Below are 16,428 nucleotides of genomic sequence, written 5' to 3'. Positions count from 1 at the left end.
AGAATTAATGAGGACCCCCACCGCGAAGTGGGAGTCTTCTACCTAAACCCAGTTATTAGCAGTCACAAACTTTTTTGCAATTGCCATAACTATCGCAGACTTTTATTGGATAGCCTCCACAGGGACACATCCCGCCTCTGATTGCTCGCTGTTGGGCTTGATTAAGTACTCTTGCTGAATTCACAAATAATTTCATGGTTTTAAGTTGTTTACAGATTGCCTACTCTTTAACAGGTTTTCGGCTTCCCCTTTGTGCAATCGCAGCGTGCGAATCGTGAAGTCGAAAAGTATTATATCTCTTCAATCCACGAAAAAAAAAGAGGTTAATTTAAGGTTAACAAGAGTAGTAAGTTACTGACTACCAGATTAATATCAAGATGTAGAGAGGTGTATTTGTGAGGAAACTAAAGGTTGATTCACCGCTTTTCCATCTCAATACCTATAATAAAGCTATTAAGTTCTTCATTAGTGTCAAGGGAAAGCCTTTTGCGAAGTCTGTGTCTGGCTATCTTCACGCTTTCAGGTGAAATATGAAGGATCTCTGCCATTTCTTTTATTGAAAAATTAAGCCTTGAAAGAGTACATATTTTTAGGTCTGTGCCGGTAAGCTTTGGATATTTACTTTTCAGGTAGCTCAAAAAATTTTGATGTACATTTTCAAAATACACCTTAAAATCCTCCCAGTTCTTATCTTGCCGACAGGCATAGCCAACCATTTTTTGAAGAGAGGATAGTTTGTCCAGAAATTCATTTGTGCGTTTACTATAACTAAGTACGGAAAGCTCCTTCCTGACTTCTTTCATGGTATTGCTTCTTTGAACCAGATCCAGTGCCATAGTGGTCAGCTCCCGCCTTTTTCGTTCCAATTCATTTTTTAGTTTACCCTCCTCTAATTCGAGATTTTGAATAGTTTTTAAATAAAATGTACTTGCCGCGCGATGGCGCTGTATCCTGTTCTGCTGGTGTTTGGCAACAACAATGCCTATAACGACTACCATACCGATAGAAAGGATAATGATGGTTATGACTCCCTTTTTCTTTCGAAGCTCCTGATTTTTGAGCGAGAGCTCTAGTTCCATAAGCTTAACTTCCTTTTCCATATTCATCTGTTCGTACCTGGATTCCGCCTCTATCATTTTTCTGATATTATTGAGGTTCAGCAAACTGTCTTTCAGACTGCTATACTGATTAAAATAGATAAGAGCAGCAGCGTAGTTATTGTCTTGCTCATATGCTTCTGATAATATTTGAAGTGATTCTTTTTGAGGTTCAACCATATTAATTTTTTTGGCAAGTTCCAGGGCTTCCCACGCGTACCGGATAGCTTCCTCAGTGTTTTTCATCTCAAGGTAAATTTTAGCTATTCGTATTGAGGTGTTCATAACTCCATATGGGTAGTCTATGGATTTTCTTATATCCAAAGATTGAAAAAAATAATCAAGAGCGGCAGGCACATTATCCATCTCAAAATACAATTCACCTATATTTCCCAACACAAGAGCCTCTCCTTTTATATCACCAATTTCCTTTTTTATACGCAACGATTGTTGGTAAGTGAATAAGGCATTTTTGAATTGACGCTGATTGAGGTAAACACCGGCAATGTTATTCAATACAGATGCTTCCGATACCTTTTCGCCGGTGGATCTTGCCAGATCCAGGCGTTGATCATAGTATTTGAGAGCGCTATCGTATTCTCCCCATTCTTTGTAGGCCAGCCCAAGATTATTAAGTGCGGCTAGTCGATTCGATACAGAGCCTTTTCTTTCATATAATTCAAGAGATCTTTTGAAATACAAAACAGCTTTGTCAAACTCTTTTAGCAATTGATGAATATTACCCAGGCCTTTAAAGCCGTAAGCTAATCCAAGTGTGTCAGAGAGCTGCTCTCTATATGATATCGAGCTCAAAAAGTACTCCTGAGCTCTGTGATAATTACCTTGCATGGCATACACGATACCAAGGTTACAATGGCTGTTGCCCATATTTCGAATGTCTGTCCGAGCCTCAGCCATAGTATAAGCCTCTTCACCATATTGTATTGCTTTTTTAGTATCTACCTGCTTAAGTTCCCAACAGAGCTGACTCAGGATTTCAATTCTATCACTGTCAGAAGCAGCGCTCAGAAGATTTTCAAGGCTATCCACAGAATTCACTGCCTGACTGTAGATCAGGGAAGGAAGACATACCAACAACCCCAGGGATAAGATTATGGCATTCATAACATGGTTTGGTTAAGGTTGAAATATCGAAGGCTGAATTAAAAAGAATGTAAACGAAAAACCGAGTTGATTTTGTTTGAGTGCAAATAGTTTCGTTTATCCGGTATTTCAACACCATACAGTGGAAAAAAATAAGGCTGTATTATCAAAATACAGCCAATTGCCAAATTGTAATGTAGTATATTGCTATACCTTATAGCACATACTTTTTAACGTCTCCGTTAACCTCTACTTCCAACGTTGCGCCCAAACCAATCTCTTTCAAATTGTAAAGTCGGCTGAAGATATTTTCGAATGATTCCACCGTGCTGTATACAAGTTTTTCATTACCATCAAATATTCTGATACTTGCTTTTACTTTACCCGGATTTACAATCGTAAGTTTGTAAACAGACTTCTCACCAGTCAAAGGATCAACTTTCACAACTTCCGGATAAGTCGCCTCTTCTTTAAGTACGGGAGCAACTACACCATGAAAAATGAGTTTTTTGCTTACCGTTCTTCCTTCTATAATTTCTAAAGTGTACACACCATCCGGCATTTGGCTGAAGTTGTAAGGCCTTACAAAAGCATTGATCTTTTTGATTGTTTCTGTATAAACCAGCTTATTTTCAGCGTTCCAAATGTTAATGGTGGTTTTTTCATCGGTTTTTCCCATGAAAAGTAGTTTGTAAATGTTTGCCTCATTTGAAATTACCTCCACTTTTGGAGTGGCCATCGTGCCTTTCTCTCCTTCTGTCGCAAAGGATGCTATGCTGATAACTGTTAAAAGCATAGTGAAAATTAAATTTTGTGTTTTCATGTCTGTTTTAATTTGAATTTTTAATGTTTAATTACACTGCAAATGTCAACAGGAAAAACCAGAGATGTAGTTATCAGGCAATCAAGGCATTTTTAAGTCTTCATTACCGACTAAATGAAAATCGGGAGGGTATGTTATGTTTTTTTGAAAAAGGACAGGTGATTCTAAAAATACCCTTCATGGGGGGATTTTTAAATGATGCCTACCCTGAAACACTATTTTGTCCGGCTACAGTACACAAAATTTTATAGCGTATTTTCTCTGAAGTATGCCTTAAAAGTTGGGGTAATAATTCCGTAATATGGAAACCGGCTCTGATTATGATTCCTGAACGTACGGCTTTTTCTTTTCTTCCTTAAAAAACACTTTTCTTATCCATCGGGGCAGAATAAGTGCACCGATTATAAGGTAGGGATAATAGGTTACAAGTCGCCAGAACAAAGTGGCCCCAAGGGTAAACTCATTTAGGTAGGTGTTGAAAAACTGGATGAAGAAATTTTCGGCCACACCTGATCCTCCGGGGGTTGGTGAGATGAGCATCACTACCCATAATATGAGATGCTTACCCAACATCAACAGGTGATCAGCTATTACCAGCCCATCCGTAAATGCGGCAACTATACAATTCAGGATTGCATAACGAGCCACCCAGGCTACAATGGTAGCTGCTATGATCTTAAACCAGTAGCGCTTCTGCTTTCCTTTGATCAGTGAAGATGCCCACATCACTTCATTTCCATGTTGATAAGCGGCATACCTCCACCTTCTCAGAAACTTAATAGAAGTGATCTTGATCAATATCCACTTAAAAAGGCGTGGGCGGAAGAAAAGGGCAAAGATCATGATGAAGGTATAGATAGTGATAAGTGAGTAGCTGGAAATAAACAACCCCCGGAGTGTGCCGCCAAAATCCGGAAAGCTGCTGTCTCCGATCAAGAGAAGAGCAAGTGGGGCGAAAACAACAAAAAACATGTTATCGAGGATGGCGGTAAGCATTACATAAGCCAGTGATTTGCCAAGGTTGATTCCCTCTTTCAGTAAAATAAAAACAGCTACTGCCGTACCTCCGACCACAGAAGGTGTTACTGCTGAGGCAAATTCCCAAAGCAGAATGACATAAACACTGCTCGTCCAGGTAAGGTCCTTATCGGTGAGTGTTCTTATCCGGTAAATGTATGCCAGCTCTTTGATGAGCAGTACCAAAAAAGCGAGAATCACAGGAAAAATCCTAGCCTGAAAGACCAGGTTTAGCTTTTGTGGTGTGAAATCATCATCGCTAATGATCATCCAGGCAACAAAACCCATACTAATAGCCACCGGTAACCAGATCTTGTTCGGGTTGAGGGTTTTCAGTATTTTCTTGGTATCCAGATTCATCCCGTCAGGCAGCCACTCCCTCCAACTTTTCTACCCAGAAGTTATTAAATCCTTCTCCAATGTGTAATGTAATGAGGTTCATTTGAAGCAGTTCCAAAATGGCAAGAAAATTAAATATCACGGCAATCTTCACCGGTTCATCTTCAATGATCCTTTCAAAAGGGAGCTTGGGTATTGCTCCCAGTCTGTTCATAATGTAGTCGCGCTGGCCGGAAATGGTGTAGGGATACTGGATCACCTCATGTCGTGGTTTATTCTTTTCCACTTCGTAGCGCTCCATTACCTTTTGAAAAACGCGCATGAGTTTATAGAGGTCGAGATCCTGAAGCTCTGATTCCACATTAACACTCTCTGAAAGAGAGCGGATCTCCTTCATGATATTACCGCGCTTTTCCTTAGCGATCTCCGCCTCCTCCATTTCTTTCAACTGCTCCAGCACCGATTTGTATTTTTTATATTCCAGCAGGTGCCTTACCAGCTCCTCACGAGGATCTATTTCATTTCCTTCTTCATCAAGCTGAGGCCGGGGTAGCAGCATTTTGGATTTGATACGCATCAAAGTGGCTGCTACCAAAATGAATTCACTGGCCACCTCAATATTCATCTCCTCGAGGCGGTGCAGATAATCCAGAAAGTCGCTGGTAATCTTTGAGATCGGAATATCATGTATGTCCAGCTCATCTCTTTCTATAAAAAAGAGCAGAAGGTCAAAAGGGCCTTCAAAAAGCGGTAATTTGATCTCGAAACTCACTATAGATTGATACGTTAACTACGTAAATGCAGAACTTCAAAGATATTACTTATAGATCGAAATAATATCCTGTTGTTAAAAAAAATGTAATTTTGCATTTTGTAGCCAATACCATGGTTTGCAATAGGTAAATAAAACACTTACCTTAAGTTATTGTTTAAGAGTTATATATTCGAAATATACATAAATGCTTATTGAACCAGGAAAACTTCTGGCTGCTGTAAATAACCCTGACGATCTAAAAAAATTGGATCAGACCCAGTTAGTACAGCTTTGCGATGAACTCAGAACTTTTATCATCGATAACGTATCTGTTTATGGTGGCCACTTTGGTGCGAGTCTTGGTGTAGTGGAACTAACGGTCGCCCTTCACTATGTATTTAACACCCCTCAGGATCAGTTAGTATGGGATGTAGGCCACCAGGCTTATGGCCATAAAATACTTACTGGCCGAAGAGATGTGTTCCACACTAACCGCATGTATAAAGGCATTTCGGGATTTCCAAAGATCAAAGAAAGTGAATACGATGCCTTTGGTGTAGGGCACTCTTCTACTTCCATTTCTGCTGCTTTAGGCATGGCAGTGGCATCGAAGTACAAGGGCTCCGAAGACCGGCAACATATCGCTGTGATCGGTGACGGTGCAATGACGGGGGGTCTTGCATTTGAAGCAATGAACCATGCAGGCGTATCAAACTCTAACCTGTTGATCATCCTCAATGACAACTGCATGTCGATAGATCCTAATGTTGGGGCGCTTAAGGATTATTTAACAGATATCACCACATCTCATACATATAATAAGATGAAAGATGAGGTGTGGAATATTCTTGGGAGGATAAGCAAGTTCGGACCTAATGCCCGAGAGATCATTTCAAAAGTAGAGAACAGCATAAAATCATTCCTGCTGAGCCAAAGCAACATGTTTGAGTCGCTTAACCTGAGGTATTTCGGACCGGTAGACGGTCACGATGTAAACCACCTGGTAAGTGTGCTTGATGATCTGAAAGATATTAAGGGGCCGAAGATACTACACTGTGTTACGCGAAAGGGTAAAGGATATGGTCCGGCAGAAACAGGCAATCAAACCACCTGGCATGCTCCCGGAAAGTTTGACAAAGTAACCGGAGAGATCCGTAAGAAAACATATGACTCTCCGCAACCACCTAAATATCAGGATGTATTCGGGCATACTCTAGTTGAGCTGGCCGAGAAGAATGAAAAGATAATCGGTATCACTCCTGCCATGCCTTCAGGCTCTTCGCTTAACATCATGATGAAGGCCATGCCTGACCGGGCTTTTGATGTGGGAATTGCCGAGCAGCACGCAGTCACTTTCTCGGCAGGACTAGCCACACAGGGGCTTATCCCATTCTGCAATATCTACAGTAGCTTTATGCAGCGGGGCTACGATCAGGTGATCCACGATGTTTGCATTCAGGACCTGCCCGTAAACTTCTGCCTCGATAGGGCTGGTTTTGCGGGAGCTGATGGCCCGACACACCATGGTGCCTATGACATTGCATACATGAGGTGCATCCCGAATATGATCGTCTCATCACCGATGAATGAAGCTGAACTTAGAAATTTACTCTACACATCACAGCTTCCCCGTGATGGAAAAGCATTCACCATCCGTTATCCTCGTGGGCAGGGCGTAATGCCGCAATGGAAAACGCCAATGGAGGAGATAAAAGTAGGTACCGGGCGAAAAATAAAAGGTGGTGAAGAAGTAGCCATATTAACATTGGGCCATGTTGGTAACTATGCCGTTGAAGCTTGTAAAAATCTTGAGACAAAAGGTCTCAATCCTGCACACTATGATATGCGTTTTGTAAAGCCTTTGGATGAAAAGTTATTACATGAGGTCTTTACCCGCTATAAAAAGATCATTACCGTTGAAGACGGATGCCTGATGGGCGGCTTTGGAAGCGCTGTGGTAGAGTATATGGCAGATAATAATTATTCCGCTCAAATCAAGCGACTCGGAATACCTGATGAAATAGTAGAACACGGAGAACAGATAGAGCTACAACGCGAATGTGGTTTTGATCCGGAGGGAATTGAAAAGGCTGTAATTGAAATGACCGAACAAATTCTCGCAAAAAGCTAATCCATGGCTATTGCATATAGCGACACTGGCAACGGCTTCCCCGTAGTGCTTATACACGGTTTTTGTGAAACCAATAGTATTTGGGACGGTTTCATTCCTGAGCTTTCAAAAAAATATAGAATCCTAAGCCCTGACCTGCCTGGTTTTGGCAATAGTCCTTTACCTGAAGGGGAATTTAGTATCGATGATATTGCCGAAATAGTTTGTGAGTGGCTTGATGCGCTGGGTATTTCTGAAACTGTTGTAATCGGTCACTCTCTTGGCGGCTACGTCACGCTGGCAATGGCCGATCGCCACCCTGAGATGCTTAAGGGTTTTGGATTATTTCATTCCACTGCTTTTGCTGATGATGCTGAAAAGAGGTCTTCACGAAACAAGGTTATTGAATTTGTAAAAGACAAGGGAGTTGAAGTCTTTGCTACGTCATTTGTTCCTCAGCTTTTCTTCCATAAAAATAGAAATGCCCTAAAAGCGGATGTGGATCGCGCAGTGGAAACAGCCGCTAAAACTCCCCTGGAAACCTTAGTCGCTTATACCAGGGCTATGCGTGACCGTCATGATAGAGCAGATGTGCTCAAAACTTTCAACCAGCCGGTACTTTTTATTGCTGGAGAACAAGACGCTTCAGTACCTATTGAAAAAACAGACGAACAGATCCTGCTTCCTCATAAAGCCATTGTGCATATCTACGATCAGGTAGCACATATGGGCATGTTTGAGGCAAAACAGGAAAGTCTGCAGGCTCTGAAGCAATATCTGGAGCATGTGATTGATTAGCATGGTAAACCGGGGCTCGCTTTGAATCCACGCCCCGCAAAAGTGGTCCGGTTATTTCAAAATGATGTGAGTGGTTTCAACAGAACCAATAATTTCAGTATTTTGACCCTGCAAAACCAGATCCTCTCATGAGAAACATTATCCTTTCTATCTGCCTTGTTGTATTTTCATCGGGCCTACTACTGGCACAGCTTTCTAAGACGGAAAAGAAAATTGTCAGGTCTGTAGATCAAAATAACGAACACTATACCTCTCTGCTTAAAGAGATCGTCAATATCAATAGTGGCACCATGAATTTTGAGGGAGTAAAACATGTGGGTATGGTTTTGAAAAAAGAATTTGAGACGCTCGGCATGGAAACAAAATGGGTGGATGGAGCAGCCTTCGGTCGTGCCGGACACTTAGTTGCGGTTAATAAAGGCCAAAAAGGTCCAAAAATGCTATTGATAGGTCATTTAGATACTGTATTTGAGCCGGATAGCCCGTTTCAGCAGTACACCATGCTTAATGATTCTATTATGAAAGGCCCGGGTGTTGCTGACATGAAGGGTGGTGATGTAATTATCTTACTGGCGCTCAAAGCGCTTAAAGAGGCAAATATACTGGATCAAATGCAGGTAGAGGTGGTGCTTACGGGTGACGAAGAAAAAAGCGGAAGTCCGCTGGAGCTTTCCAAAAAAAACTTGGTGGAAGGAGCAAAAAGGGCAGACATAGCATTGGCTTTTGAAAATGCTGACGGAGATCCCAAAACCATTGTCGTTTCTCGCAGAAGCTCATCAGGGTGGACATTAACAGTATCGGGTAATGCAGCGCATTCTTCACAGGTATTTACTGACAAGGTTGGTGTAGGAGCTATTTATGAGGCTTCCAGAATACTGCGGGAATTTTATGAACAGCTTTCCCGTGAAGAGAACCTGACGTTTAACCCTGGTGTAATTTTAGGAGGGACAAGCACAAGCTATGATGCCGGACAAAGTGGAGGCACAGCTCTTGGTAAAAGCAATGTGGTTGCGAAGGAAGTAGTCGTAACGGGAGATATCAGAGCCGTTTCGCTTGAGCAGCTCGAAAAGGCAAAGCGTATCATGCAGGAGATCGCTGCCAATAATTACCCCGGTACTTCTGCGGAAATAATTTTTAACGAAGACGGTTATCCGCCTCTTGCCCCTTCTGATGGAAACCGAAAACTTCTGAGCTATTATGATAAAGTCAGTAAGGACCTTGGCTATGGCCCGGTTGAAGCGGTGAATCCACGTAATGCGGGTGCTGCTGACGTATCTTTCACATCGGGTTATGTAGATATGGCCATTGATGGCATGGGCCTTAGTGGGGCGGATGATCATACCATCAATGAAACCGGCAATTTAAACATGCTTTCAATCCAGGCCAAAAGAGCCGCTGTTTTAATGTATCGACTTGTTTCTGCCCGCGTGAAAGAATAATCAAATAATTCCGCATTAGAGAGGCAGATTTTAAGGCCTTTATTTAACAGGAGCTTTGGGCGTCAAAATAACCATTCACCCTCCACACCCAAGGTTTTTCTTCAGATTTCTTTCAGGAAGGCCTCCATAATCTTTTTCATTCGCCTCTTCGTCAGGCTTTACCTTTTTGATGAGCTCTTTTTCCTTTTTTGCTTTTTTTTCTTTATTCCTCATGCCATAATACTACTTAAGTTGCCTCTTACATCGCTATTTAACCGGATTACAAACGGTTTGTATCAGTTTTAACATTTTTTTCGTTCATTGAGTTTACCTAAATCTTTGAATATTACTATAGTCTGTAAACCATTATTACCTTAACCTCAATGAAAATTATACAGCAATTACCGCTCGCTCTACTTATTACCTGTATTTTTGCAGGCTGTAAAAATAATGAAGAGCGAACCATGACTAAACCTCTACCTCCAAAGGCAGAAAAAATTGAAAAGCACCTTACAGCACACGGTCAAACCAGAATTGACTATTACTATTGGCTCAATAACCGTGAAGATCAAAAAGTGATCGACTATCTTGAGGCTGAAAATGCCTATACCGACACTATATTGAGTCATACCAAAGGTCTTCAGGATAAGCTTTTTGAAGAAATTGTTGGGCGCATAAAACAAACAGACGAATCTGTACCATACAAATCCAATGGGTACTGGTACTATACACGATTTGAAGAAGGCCAGGAGTACCCTATCTACTGCCGGAAAATGGGTGGTATGGATGGTGAAGAGGAGGTAATGCTCAATGTGAACATTATGGCCGAAGGCCATGAATACTACCAGGTGACGGGGCTAAATGTAAGTCTCGACAACAAGCTACTGGCTTTTGGTGTGGACACGGTGAGTAGAAGAAAGTACACCATTTACGTCAAAAATCTTGATACCGGCCAATTGCTGGAGATGTCTATTCCAAATACTACGGGAACAAGTACCTGGGCTAACGACAACAAAACCCTGTTTTATACAAAGAAAGATCCTAAAACGCTTCGTTCAAACAGAATTTACAGACATCGGCTGGGTGCAACAACCAAAGATGAACTGGTCTACGAAGAAAAGGATGATACCTTCTATACAGGTATATATAAAACCAAGTCTGATGAGTTTCTGGTTATCTGGTCAGGTAGCACAGTAACGAATGACTATAGGATACTCAATGCCAATGACCCGGAGGGTGAGTTCAGACAATTTACACCACGGGAACGTGGTCTGGAATATTCAATTGAACACTTTGAGGACAAGTTTTATGTAGTTACCAATCTGGATGCTGTGAATTTCAGGCTAATGGAAACTCATGAAGATGCGACTACGAAAGAAAACTGGAAAGAGGTGATCGCCCATCGTGAAAATGTATACATTGAAGACATTGAGGTCTTTAAAAAATTTCTCGTTGTAGAAGAACGATCAAAAGGGTTAACTCATCTGAGGATTATCGATCAAAAAACTAAAGAAGAGCACTATATGGATTTTGGCGAAGAAGCCTATTCTACCTTTGTTTCCATTAATCCTGAATTTGATACCGTGCTGCTTCGTTATGGCTATACTTCCTTAACAACGCCTAACTCGACATATGACTATAATATGGAGACAAGGGAAAGGACATTGCTCAAACAACAGGAAGTGGTTGGTGGATATAACCCTGATGAGTATGAAACAAAACGTTTGTATGCTGAAGCAAGAGATGGAGTAAAAGTGCCGATTTCTCTGGTTTACAAGAAATCCCTTAGAAAAAAAGAGGGTAATCCAACACTGCTCTATGGCTATGGTTCATACGGAGCCACCATGGACCCGGCCTTCAGTTCTGTACGGTTGAGCCTGATAGACAGAGGCTTCATTTTTGCCATCGCCCACATCCGTGGTAGCCAGATAATGGGACGTCAATGGTATGAAGATGGAAAAATGTTCAAAAAGAAAAATACTTTCAACGACTTCATAGACTGTGCCGAGCATCTGATAAATGAGAAGTATGCAGAGAAGGATAACCTTTTTGCCATGGGGGGAAGTGCCGGAGGTTTATTGATGGGTGCGGTGGTGAATGACCGTCCTGATTTGTGGAAAGGGGTTATTGCGGCAGTACCTTTTGTAGATGTAATGACCACAATGCTCGATGAAAGTATTCCGCTTACAACAGGGGAGTATGATGAATGGGGTAACCCAAATGAATTAGAATCATATGAGTACATGTTGTCGTACTCGCCTTATGATAATGTGAAGCCTCAAGGTTACCCAAACATGTTGGTAACCACCGGTTTACACGACTCACAGGTGCAGTATTGGGAGCCGGCTAAGTGGGTAGCCAAACTACGTGAGGTGAAAACAGATGACAATATTTTGCTGCTTGAAACCAATATGGATGCCGGTCATGGCGGTGCATCAGGAAGGTTTGAGCGGTACAAAGAAACCGCGTTGGAATATGCATTTATTTTAGACCTGGCAGGAGTGAAAGAATAACAGTAGACCGGCTGTACAAGCCGGTTATACCTATACCTTCTCTTTATCCCAACTTACTACCGATACGCCGGGTGAATAATGTGCTCTTGCAGGGACACCTGTAAGCAGAGTATAAAAACGCTTGTAGCTGACTTCCAGCTCGTGAATGTGCAGCGTATAAAGAGGCCATGGCTGATGATGGACCTGGTATTTAAAGATATCAGGCCCTGAATCCTGAAACAAGGCATATCGTTCTGTTAGCCAGATACCCAGAGGATCCTTCTCATCGATCTGCCCGATGTCATACCTAATATTGAAATGGTCATCGTAAACCTGATTTTTAGAAGTGTAGGTATATTTATCTCTTTCCATTTTGGAGTACCGGTACGGCAATACCGATGTCATTTTGGCTATCTTGCATGACAGCTTTTTGGCACCTTCCATGCTCAAAAAGTATACCCCTGAACTGTTGTTCATTTTTACGTACGTTCTGATATTCACCTCGTGAAAATCAGAGACGGGAGGAAATGGTGGTAGATTTCTAAATCGGACTTTATTCATAGTAAACGCCACTAATGAGACCCAGCATTGGCCTTCGTGGGTGTCGAATTCTAATTCTTCAGGAACAAATTCTCTTAACTTCTTCCGTGCTACCTGCCAGTGAAGAAATATCACATTATTCCATTCCTGATAAAATTTCCAACGACCGGTCGGCAGGTCTTGTGATCTGTGGTCTACTGCATTTAGAAGTTGCTTGGGTCGCATAAAAAACATGCCTTATCTACTTCGATGAAAAACACCGGAACGGATGGAAAGCATCAGATTGATTAATTGTGAACACCTCTGGTTGTTAAACGATATCATTCGAGGCCAGGTTTTATTTCTAAAACTCCAAAATCAATTGGGAGGCAGTTGCTTTTCGATTAAGGAAATATATTCAACCAATGTCTGATACCGATTATTTGTTGCAATAAGTACGATTGACACAATGCCGAATAGTTTTAGATTTTGCTGATGTCCGAGGTTTCTGTCGGAGGTTAGTAGTATTTTGGGTTCCCTGAAAATTGATTACCGAGAGGCGGGGGGACGTCCACGGGCAGCGTGGCCCGTTTGAGGCATTGCGTGTAAGCGGCTTTAAGCGTTGGGGAATGAGCGTTTAGTGCGGAAAACGGGCTTTGCCTGTGGCGCCCTTTTCTTTTGTTTCGTTTTCTTTTGGGCGAGCAAAAGAAAATGAAAACCGAAGTAGAAATCTCAAAATTCGGAGAAACTGATAAATTTTGAGGTTGTGAAAGCTGAACACTCGGATTAAACCCATCCGTAGGTCGCTAGAATATGGATTTCCCTGGGAAAATAATTATCAAGGATGCCTATTTTAAAGTAGTTGTTTTGCATCAGTTGGAGCAGCTCCGCATCTTTCTGTGAATTCCACCCTTCAGCACTTACCGTACTAACCGTAATCTCCGAACTAAACCGATATTTTAAACGGACGGGTAAGTTTTCATCAAGCAGCAGCTTCATTATCCGGTAAGTGAACGGTTAAAATGCTTTCCGCTAAGGATAAAACCTTTAGGGCGTGAGTACATGAAACGGAAGGAAAATCTTGCAAAAACTCTTCCAGACTATCCCCCCTTGATGTAGTCGAACAGGTTTTTTATTGGGACACGAGTATTGTAGAATACTGGTGTTCCGTTCAAAATTTCCGGGGATATCGTTATTAGCTGTGAACTCATCTTACTCCTCTAACACGATAATAGCGATTTTTCTTTACTTTTCATTCATATAAATAGAAGACAAGGTCTTTGGGCTGCTGTAGATCACTCAACGTTCAACTCCTCCTGCAACTCTGCAACCGCTCTTAAACGTTCCATCTCATCATTAATTCCTTTTTTAATAAAAAATATCAGAATAATGGCCATGGGAATATATCCTACATCCATGATGATCACCCACTTAAGCGGCAGATAGGTGGCAAATTCGGGAGTAAGCATATAAAAGCCCAGAGAGTAGAGTGCTACAATAGTAATGGTGACGGGCCCATGGATCTTTTTTCTCCATTGATAAAAAACAGATGTTTTTTCCATAGCCGATCTTGCATCAATGCTATATTTTATACTGTTAGATCTTTTCCGGCTTATCACTTCTATAGTGATCCGCACTATTACACCACCGATCATAAGTACGATACCCATTCTACTGATCAGCTCCTGCATGGGGGCTTTGTAGTAAAAAAATGCTGAAAGCACAAATACCAGTACGGATAGTATAACTATGGTCCATCGGTGATGATGAACCGATCTTTGTTGGCTGCGGATGGCCTGCTCGAGCATGTTGCCATGGTCTAATTTTGGGGATGGCTTAACTTTGCGTTGGCCCCATTTATTTTTTAATGATTCAAATTTATCTTCCATTGTTTCTCATCAAGTCATTTAATTTCTGTTTGATCCGATGTATTCGCACTCGCAGCGTTCCTTCGGCTATACCGAGTATAGTCGCCATCTCATCATATTTCACTTCATCCAACACCAGTGTAATGATAATCCTGTCCACCTCGGGAAGCAGACCAATTACATAATACAGTTCGTCAAAATCATCCTTATTCGTTGCCTCCTGAGGTATACTTTCATGGGACTCACTGATATAGTCAGCCTGCATGCGTTTGAATTTTCTAAGATGAAGCAGGCAGGTGTTCACACTGATCCTGTATATCCAGGTTTTTGGTGAAGCTTCTTGCCTGAAATTAGGCAGCGCTTTCCAGACATTAATGAATATTTCCTGCGTCAGGTCCTGCGCCATTTCTGTTTGACCTTTCATATAGCCCAGGCATAGGGAGTATACCATAGGCTGATATGAATCATAGAAATTATAAAATTGCTCTTTATAGTTTATCACGGTCTGTACTAAGTAGAAAAGACTCAAGTTGATCAAAAAACCAGGCCTTTTGATCAAACATGATAAAATGCTTACTGGAAGTAGCTATTCTTATTTCCTTTTGTGACAATTTTTCGAATTGCTGTTCCAGGTTTTTATTTACAGTCTCTTTGTGGGGAAAATCCGCGGCAAGGATCAACGTCCTTGCTTTAATATCGGCAATTTTCTCACGCTGATCCAACTTGAGCAGTTCGGTATATCCATATGTATATGTTTTTCGGTCTGCCTGCATGATCCAATTGATCAGGTCGTTTGTTTTGTCGGTGCTGTTGGTCATGTTTTGTGCCATGTAAGTAGCATTTTGTCTGAAAGCTTCATCGTCCATGTTCAGCATCCGCTGGTTATACGGATTGTCCAAAGTTATATCCTCTGCCTTCAGGTGTGGCATCATTAATTGCCTGATACATGGCAATGCATCTACTAATACCAGCTTAGTTACCTTTTCAGGCATTTCTGCAGCGAGGTCCATGGCCAGCATGCCTCCCATACTATGACCGACAATAATCAGATCTCCCATTTTCTCAGACTCTATATACCGCTTTAGATCCTCCAAGATCGTACTGTACCAGGGTAATTCAATGGGTTCGATGCCATTAAACCCGGCATAAGATATCTGATGGTATTGATACCGCTTTCCCAAATGTTCAACCGTCTCATTCCAAATCTCTCCGGGACAGGTAAAGCCGGGAAGCAATAACACAGGAATACCTCCTCCGTTTTTTTCCACAGCAAAAGAATAGCTCTGGGCGTAACTCGCTCCGAAATTTATAGCCAGTAAGGCCAATAACATTAACTTTCTCATCATTGTATTCATTGTTTTTAATACTTGGATACAAATGTTTTGAGATTGTTACATGGAGGGGAAATTTTTCGGAAGCTTTAAGGTCTACTGTAAATTTGGCTCCAGGTAACCTTAATAGAATGGATGCCCATCCGGCTTTCCCACCCAAACGTGGCTTTCTCCTTCATATTTCTTTTCCTTGTCGAATTGCCGGTAAGTTGGATCAACAAGAACAGTGCCTCCAGCAGGATAAGTAAAACTAAGGGCATAGTGTTCTCCCCCCTCAAAACTGTGGCGGGCCGCTATCTTTCCAACCGCAGGATATGTCTTTTCAATATATTCACGTACGGCAGCACAGGTTTCGCCACAGAGGCCGGTCCTTTTGCCATCATCAACCTTTTCCTCTATTCCGAATGCTTCATTTGCCTTATCAAGTTTGGCATAGTGTGCAACAGCAACGTTATCAATTTCTGCCTTTTTATCAGACAGCCATTTTTCCAATGCCTCTGCAGAATCAATCCCGAGATCCTCGAGATTATCTTGTTTTTGAATGGGTGCTGTCAAATTATTGGCGATGGCGTATAACTGAGCCATTTGCCTTACCTGATGACTATTATTGGCGATGGCTTGCAGCCTTCTCGACTGAATGGCCTCTGACCCATTGTCGACCAGAGGAGAGCCGGACTTTTGCATATTTTGGCCTTTTGAAGTTGCATTGCGGCCTAATGTTGTCTTAAGTTCCCGGCCAGTGTCAGCGTGGATAGTCA

At 41.8% G+C, this 16,428-nt stretch carries 16 protein-coding genes; 4 read left to right on the top strand and 12 right to left on the bottom strand.

Translation table 11 applies throughout. The features are described 5' to 3' along the window. Positions 1 to 416 precede the first annotated feature (416 nt). The 4 genes from C900_RS14895 to C900_RS14875 all read right to left on the bottom strand — a co-directional run bounded on the left by C900_RS14895 (position 417) and on the right by C900_RS14875 (position 5,152). Positions 417 to 2,222: a tetratricopeptide repeat protein gene (locus C900_RS14895; RefSeq protein ID WP_009580833.1), complete on the bottom strand. Its 1,806-nt coding sequence runs from the start codon at positions 2,220 to 2,222 to the stop codon at positions 417 to 419. Between the two features lie 193 nt (positions 2,223 to 2,415). Then, on the bottom strand, positions 2,416 to 3,024 hold the full coding sequence (locus C900_RS14890) for a hypothetical protein (protein WP_040496867.1): 609 nt from the start codon (positions 3,022 to 3,024) through the stop codon (positions 2,416 to 2,418). A gap of 318 nt (positions 3,025 to 3,342) precedes the next feature. Beyond that, complete coding sequence (locus tag C900_RS14880) at positions 3,343 to 4,401, bottom strand: lysylphosphatidylglycerol synthase transmembrane domain-containing protein (protein WP_009580829.1); 1,059 nt, start codon at positions 4,399 to 4,401, stop codon at positions 3,343 to 3,345. Positions 4,402 to 4,405: 4 nt separating this feature from the next. Beyond that, positions 4,406 to 5,152, bottom strand: a complete 747-nt coding sequence (locus tag C900_RS14875; RefSeq protein WP_009580828.1) for a segregation and condensation protein A — start codon at positions 5,150 to 5,152, stop codon at positions 4,406 to 4,408. Positions 5,153 to 5,339: 187 nt separating this feature from the next. Here C900_RS14875 and dxs point away from each other — a divergent pair, with 187 nt between their 5' ends. From dxs to C900_RS14860, 3 genes are all read left to right on the top strand, one after another. Next, the gene (gene dxs / locus C900_RS14870) at positions 5,340 to 7,265 is read left to right on the top strand and encodes a 1-deoxy-D-xylulose-5-phosphate synthase (protein WP_009580827.1); all 1,926 of its coding nucleotides are present in this window, start codon (positions 5,340 to 5,342) and stop codon (positions 7,263 to 7,265) included. A 3-nt stretch (positions 7,266 to 7,268) separates the two neighbouring features. Further along, complete coding sequence (locus C900_RS14865; protein ID WP_009580826.1) at positions 7,269 to 8,042, top strand: alpha/beta fold hydrolase; 774 nt, start codon at positions 7,269 to 7,271, stop codon at positions 8,040 to 8,042. Positions 8,043 to 8,170: 128 nt separating this feature from the next. Further along, complete coding sequence (locus tag C900_RS14860) at positions 8,171 to 9,481, top strand: M20/M25/M40 family metallo-hydrolase (protein ID WP_009580825.1); 1,311 nt, start codon at positions 8,171 to 8,173, stop codon at positions 9,479 to 9,481. Positions 9,482 to 9,556: 75 nt separating this feature from the next. Here the strand turns inward: C900_RS14860 and C900_RS29925 are convergent, their stop codons facing one another. After that, positions 9,557 to 9,694: a hypothetical protein gene (locus C900_RS29925; RefSeq protein WP_009580824.1), complete on the bottom strand. Its 138-nt coding sequence runs from the start codon at positions 9,692 to 9,694 to the stop codon at positions 9,557 to 9,559. A gap of 149 nt (positions 9,695 to 9,843) precedes the next feature. Here C900_RS29925 and C900_RS14855 point away from each other — a divergent pair, with 149 nt between their 5' ends. Then, positions 9,844 to 11,973, top strand: a complete 2,130-nt coding sequence (locus C900_RS14855; protein WP_009580823.1) for a S9 family peptidase — start codon at positions 9,844 to 9,846, stop codon at positions 11,971 to 11,973. A 30-nt stretch (positions 11,974 to 12,003) separates the two neighbouring features. Here C900_RS14855 and C900_RS14850 read toward each other — a convergent pair whose 3' ends face one another. From C900_RS14850 to C900_RS14825, 7 genes are all read right to left on the bottom strand, one after another. Then, a complete protein-coding gene (locus C900_RS14850) occupies positions 12,004 to 12,717 on the bottom strand; it encodes a YqjF family protein (protein WP_009580822.1) in 714 nt (237 codons plus the stop codon). A 540-nt stretch (positions 12,718 to 13,257) separates the two neighbouring features. Next, positions 13,258 to 13,470: a DUF5615 family PIN-like protein gene (locus tag C900_RS30245; RefSeq protein WP_009580821.1), complete on the bottom strand. Its 213-nt coding sequence runs from the start codon at positions 13,468 to 13,470 to the stop codon at positions 13,258 to 13,260. 101 nt (positions 13,471 to 13,571) lie between these two features. Then, positions 13,572 to 13,682 carry a DUF433 domain-containing protein gene (locus tag C900_RS30625; RefSeq protein WP_245558443.1) on the bottom strand — a complete coding sequence of 37 codons (111 nt, stop codon included), beginning with the start codon at positions 13,680 to 13,682 and terminating at the stop codon, positions 13,572 to 13,574. Between the two features lie 84 nt (positions 13,683 to 13,766). Continuing rightward, entirely contained in the window at positions 13,767 to 14,360 is a 594-nt protein-coding gene (locus C900_RS14840; protein ID WP_040496865.1) for a hypothetical protein, read from the bottom strand. Continuing rightward, the gene (locus C900_RS14835) at positions 14,350 to 14,841 is read right to left on the bottom strand and encodes an RNA polymerase sigma factor (RefSeq protein WP_245558442.1); all 492 of its coding nucleotides are present in this window, start codon (positions 14,839 to 14,841) and stop codon (positions 14,350 to 14,352) included. The genes C900_RS14840 and C900_RS14835 overlap by 11 nt, the downstream gene beginning before the upstream one ends. Beyond that, on the bottom strand, positions 14,828 to 15,685 hold the full coding sequence (locus C900_RS14830) for an alpha/beta fold hydrolase (protein WP_157494038.1): 858 nt from the start codon (positions 15,683 to 15,685) through the stop codon (positions 14,828 to 14,830). The genes C900_RS14835 and C900_RS14830 overlap by 14 nt, the downstream gene beginning before the upstream one ends. Before the next feature lie 108 nt (positions 15,686 to 15,793). After that, on the bottom strand, positions 15,794 to 16,354 hold the full coding sequence (locus C900_RS14825; RefSeq protein ID WP_009580817.1) for a hypothetical protein: 561 nt from the start codon (positions 16,352 to 16,354) through the stop codon (positions 15,794 to 15,796). Between the last annotated feature and the right edge of the window lie 74 nt (positions 16,355 to 16,428).

Origin of the sequence: Fulvivirga imtechensis AK7 (assembly GCF_000331535.1) — a bacterium.
In the GTDB taxonomy this organism is placed as follows: domain Bacteria; phylum Bacteroidota; class Bacteroidia; order Cytophagales; family Cyclobacteriaceae; genus Fulvivirga; species Fulvivirga imtechensis.
This window is presented reverse-complemented; position numbering and strand designations above follow the sequence as displayed.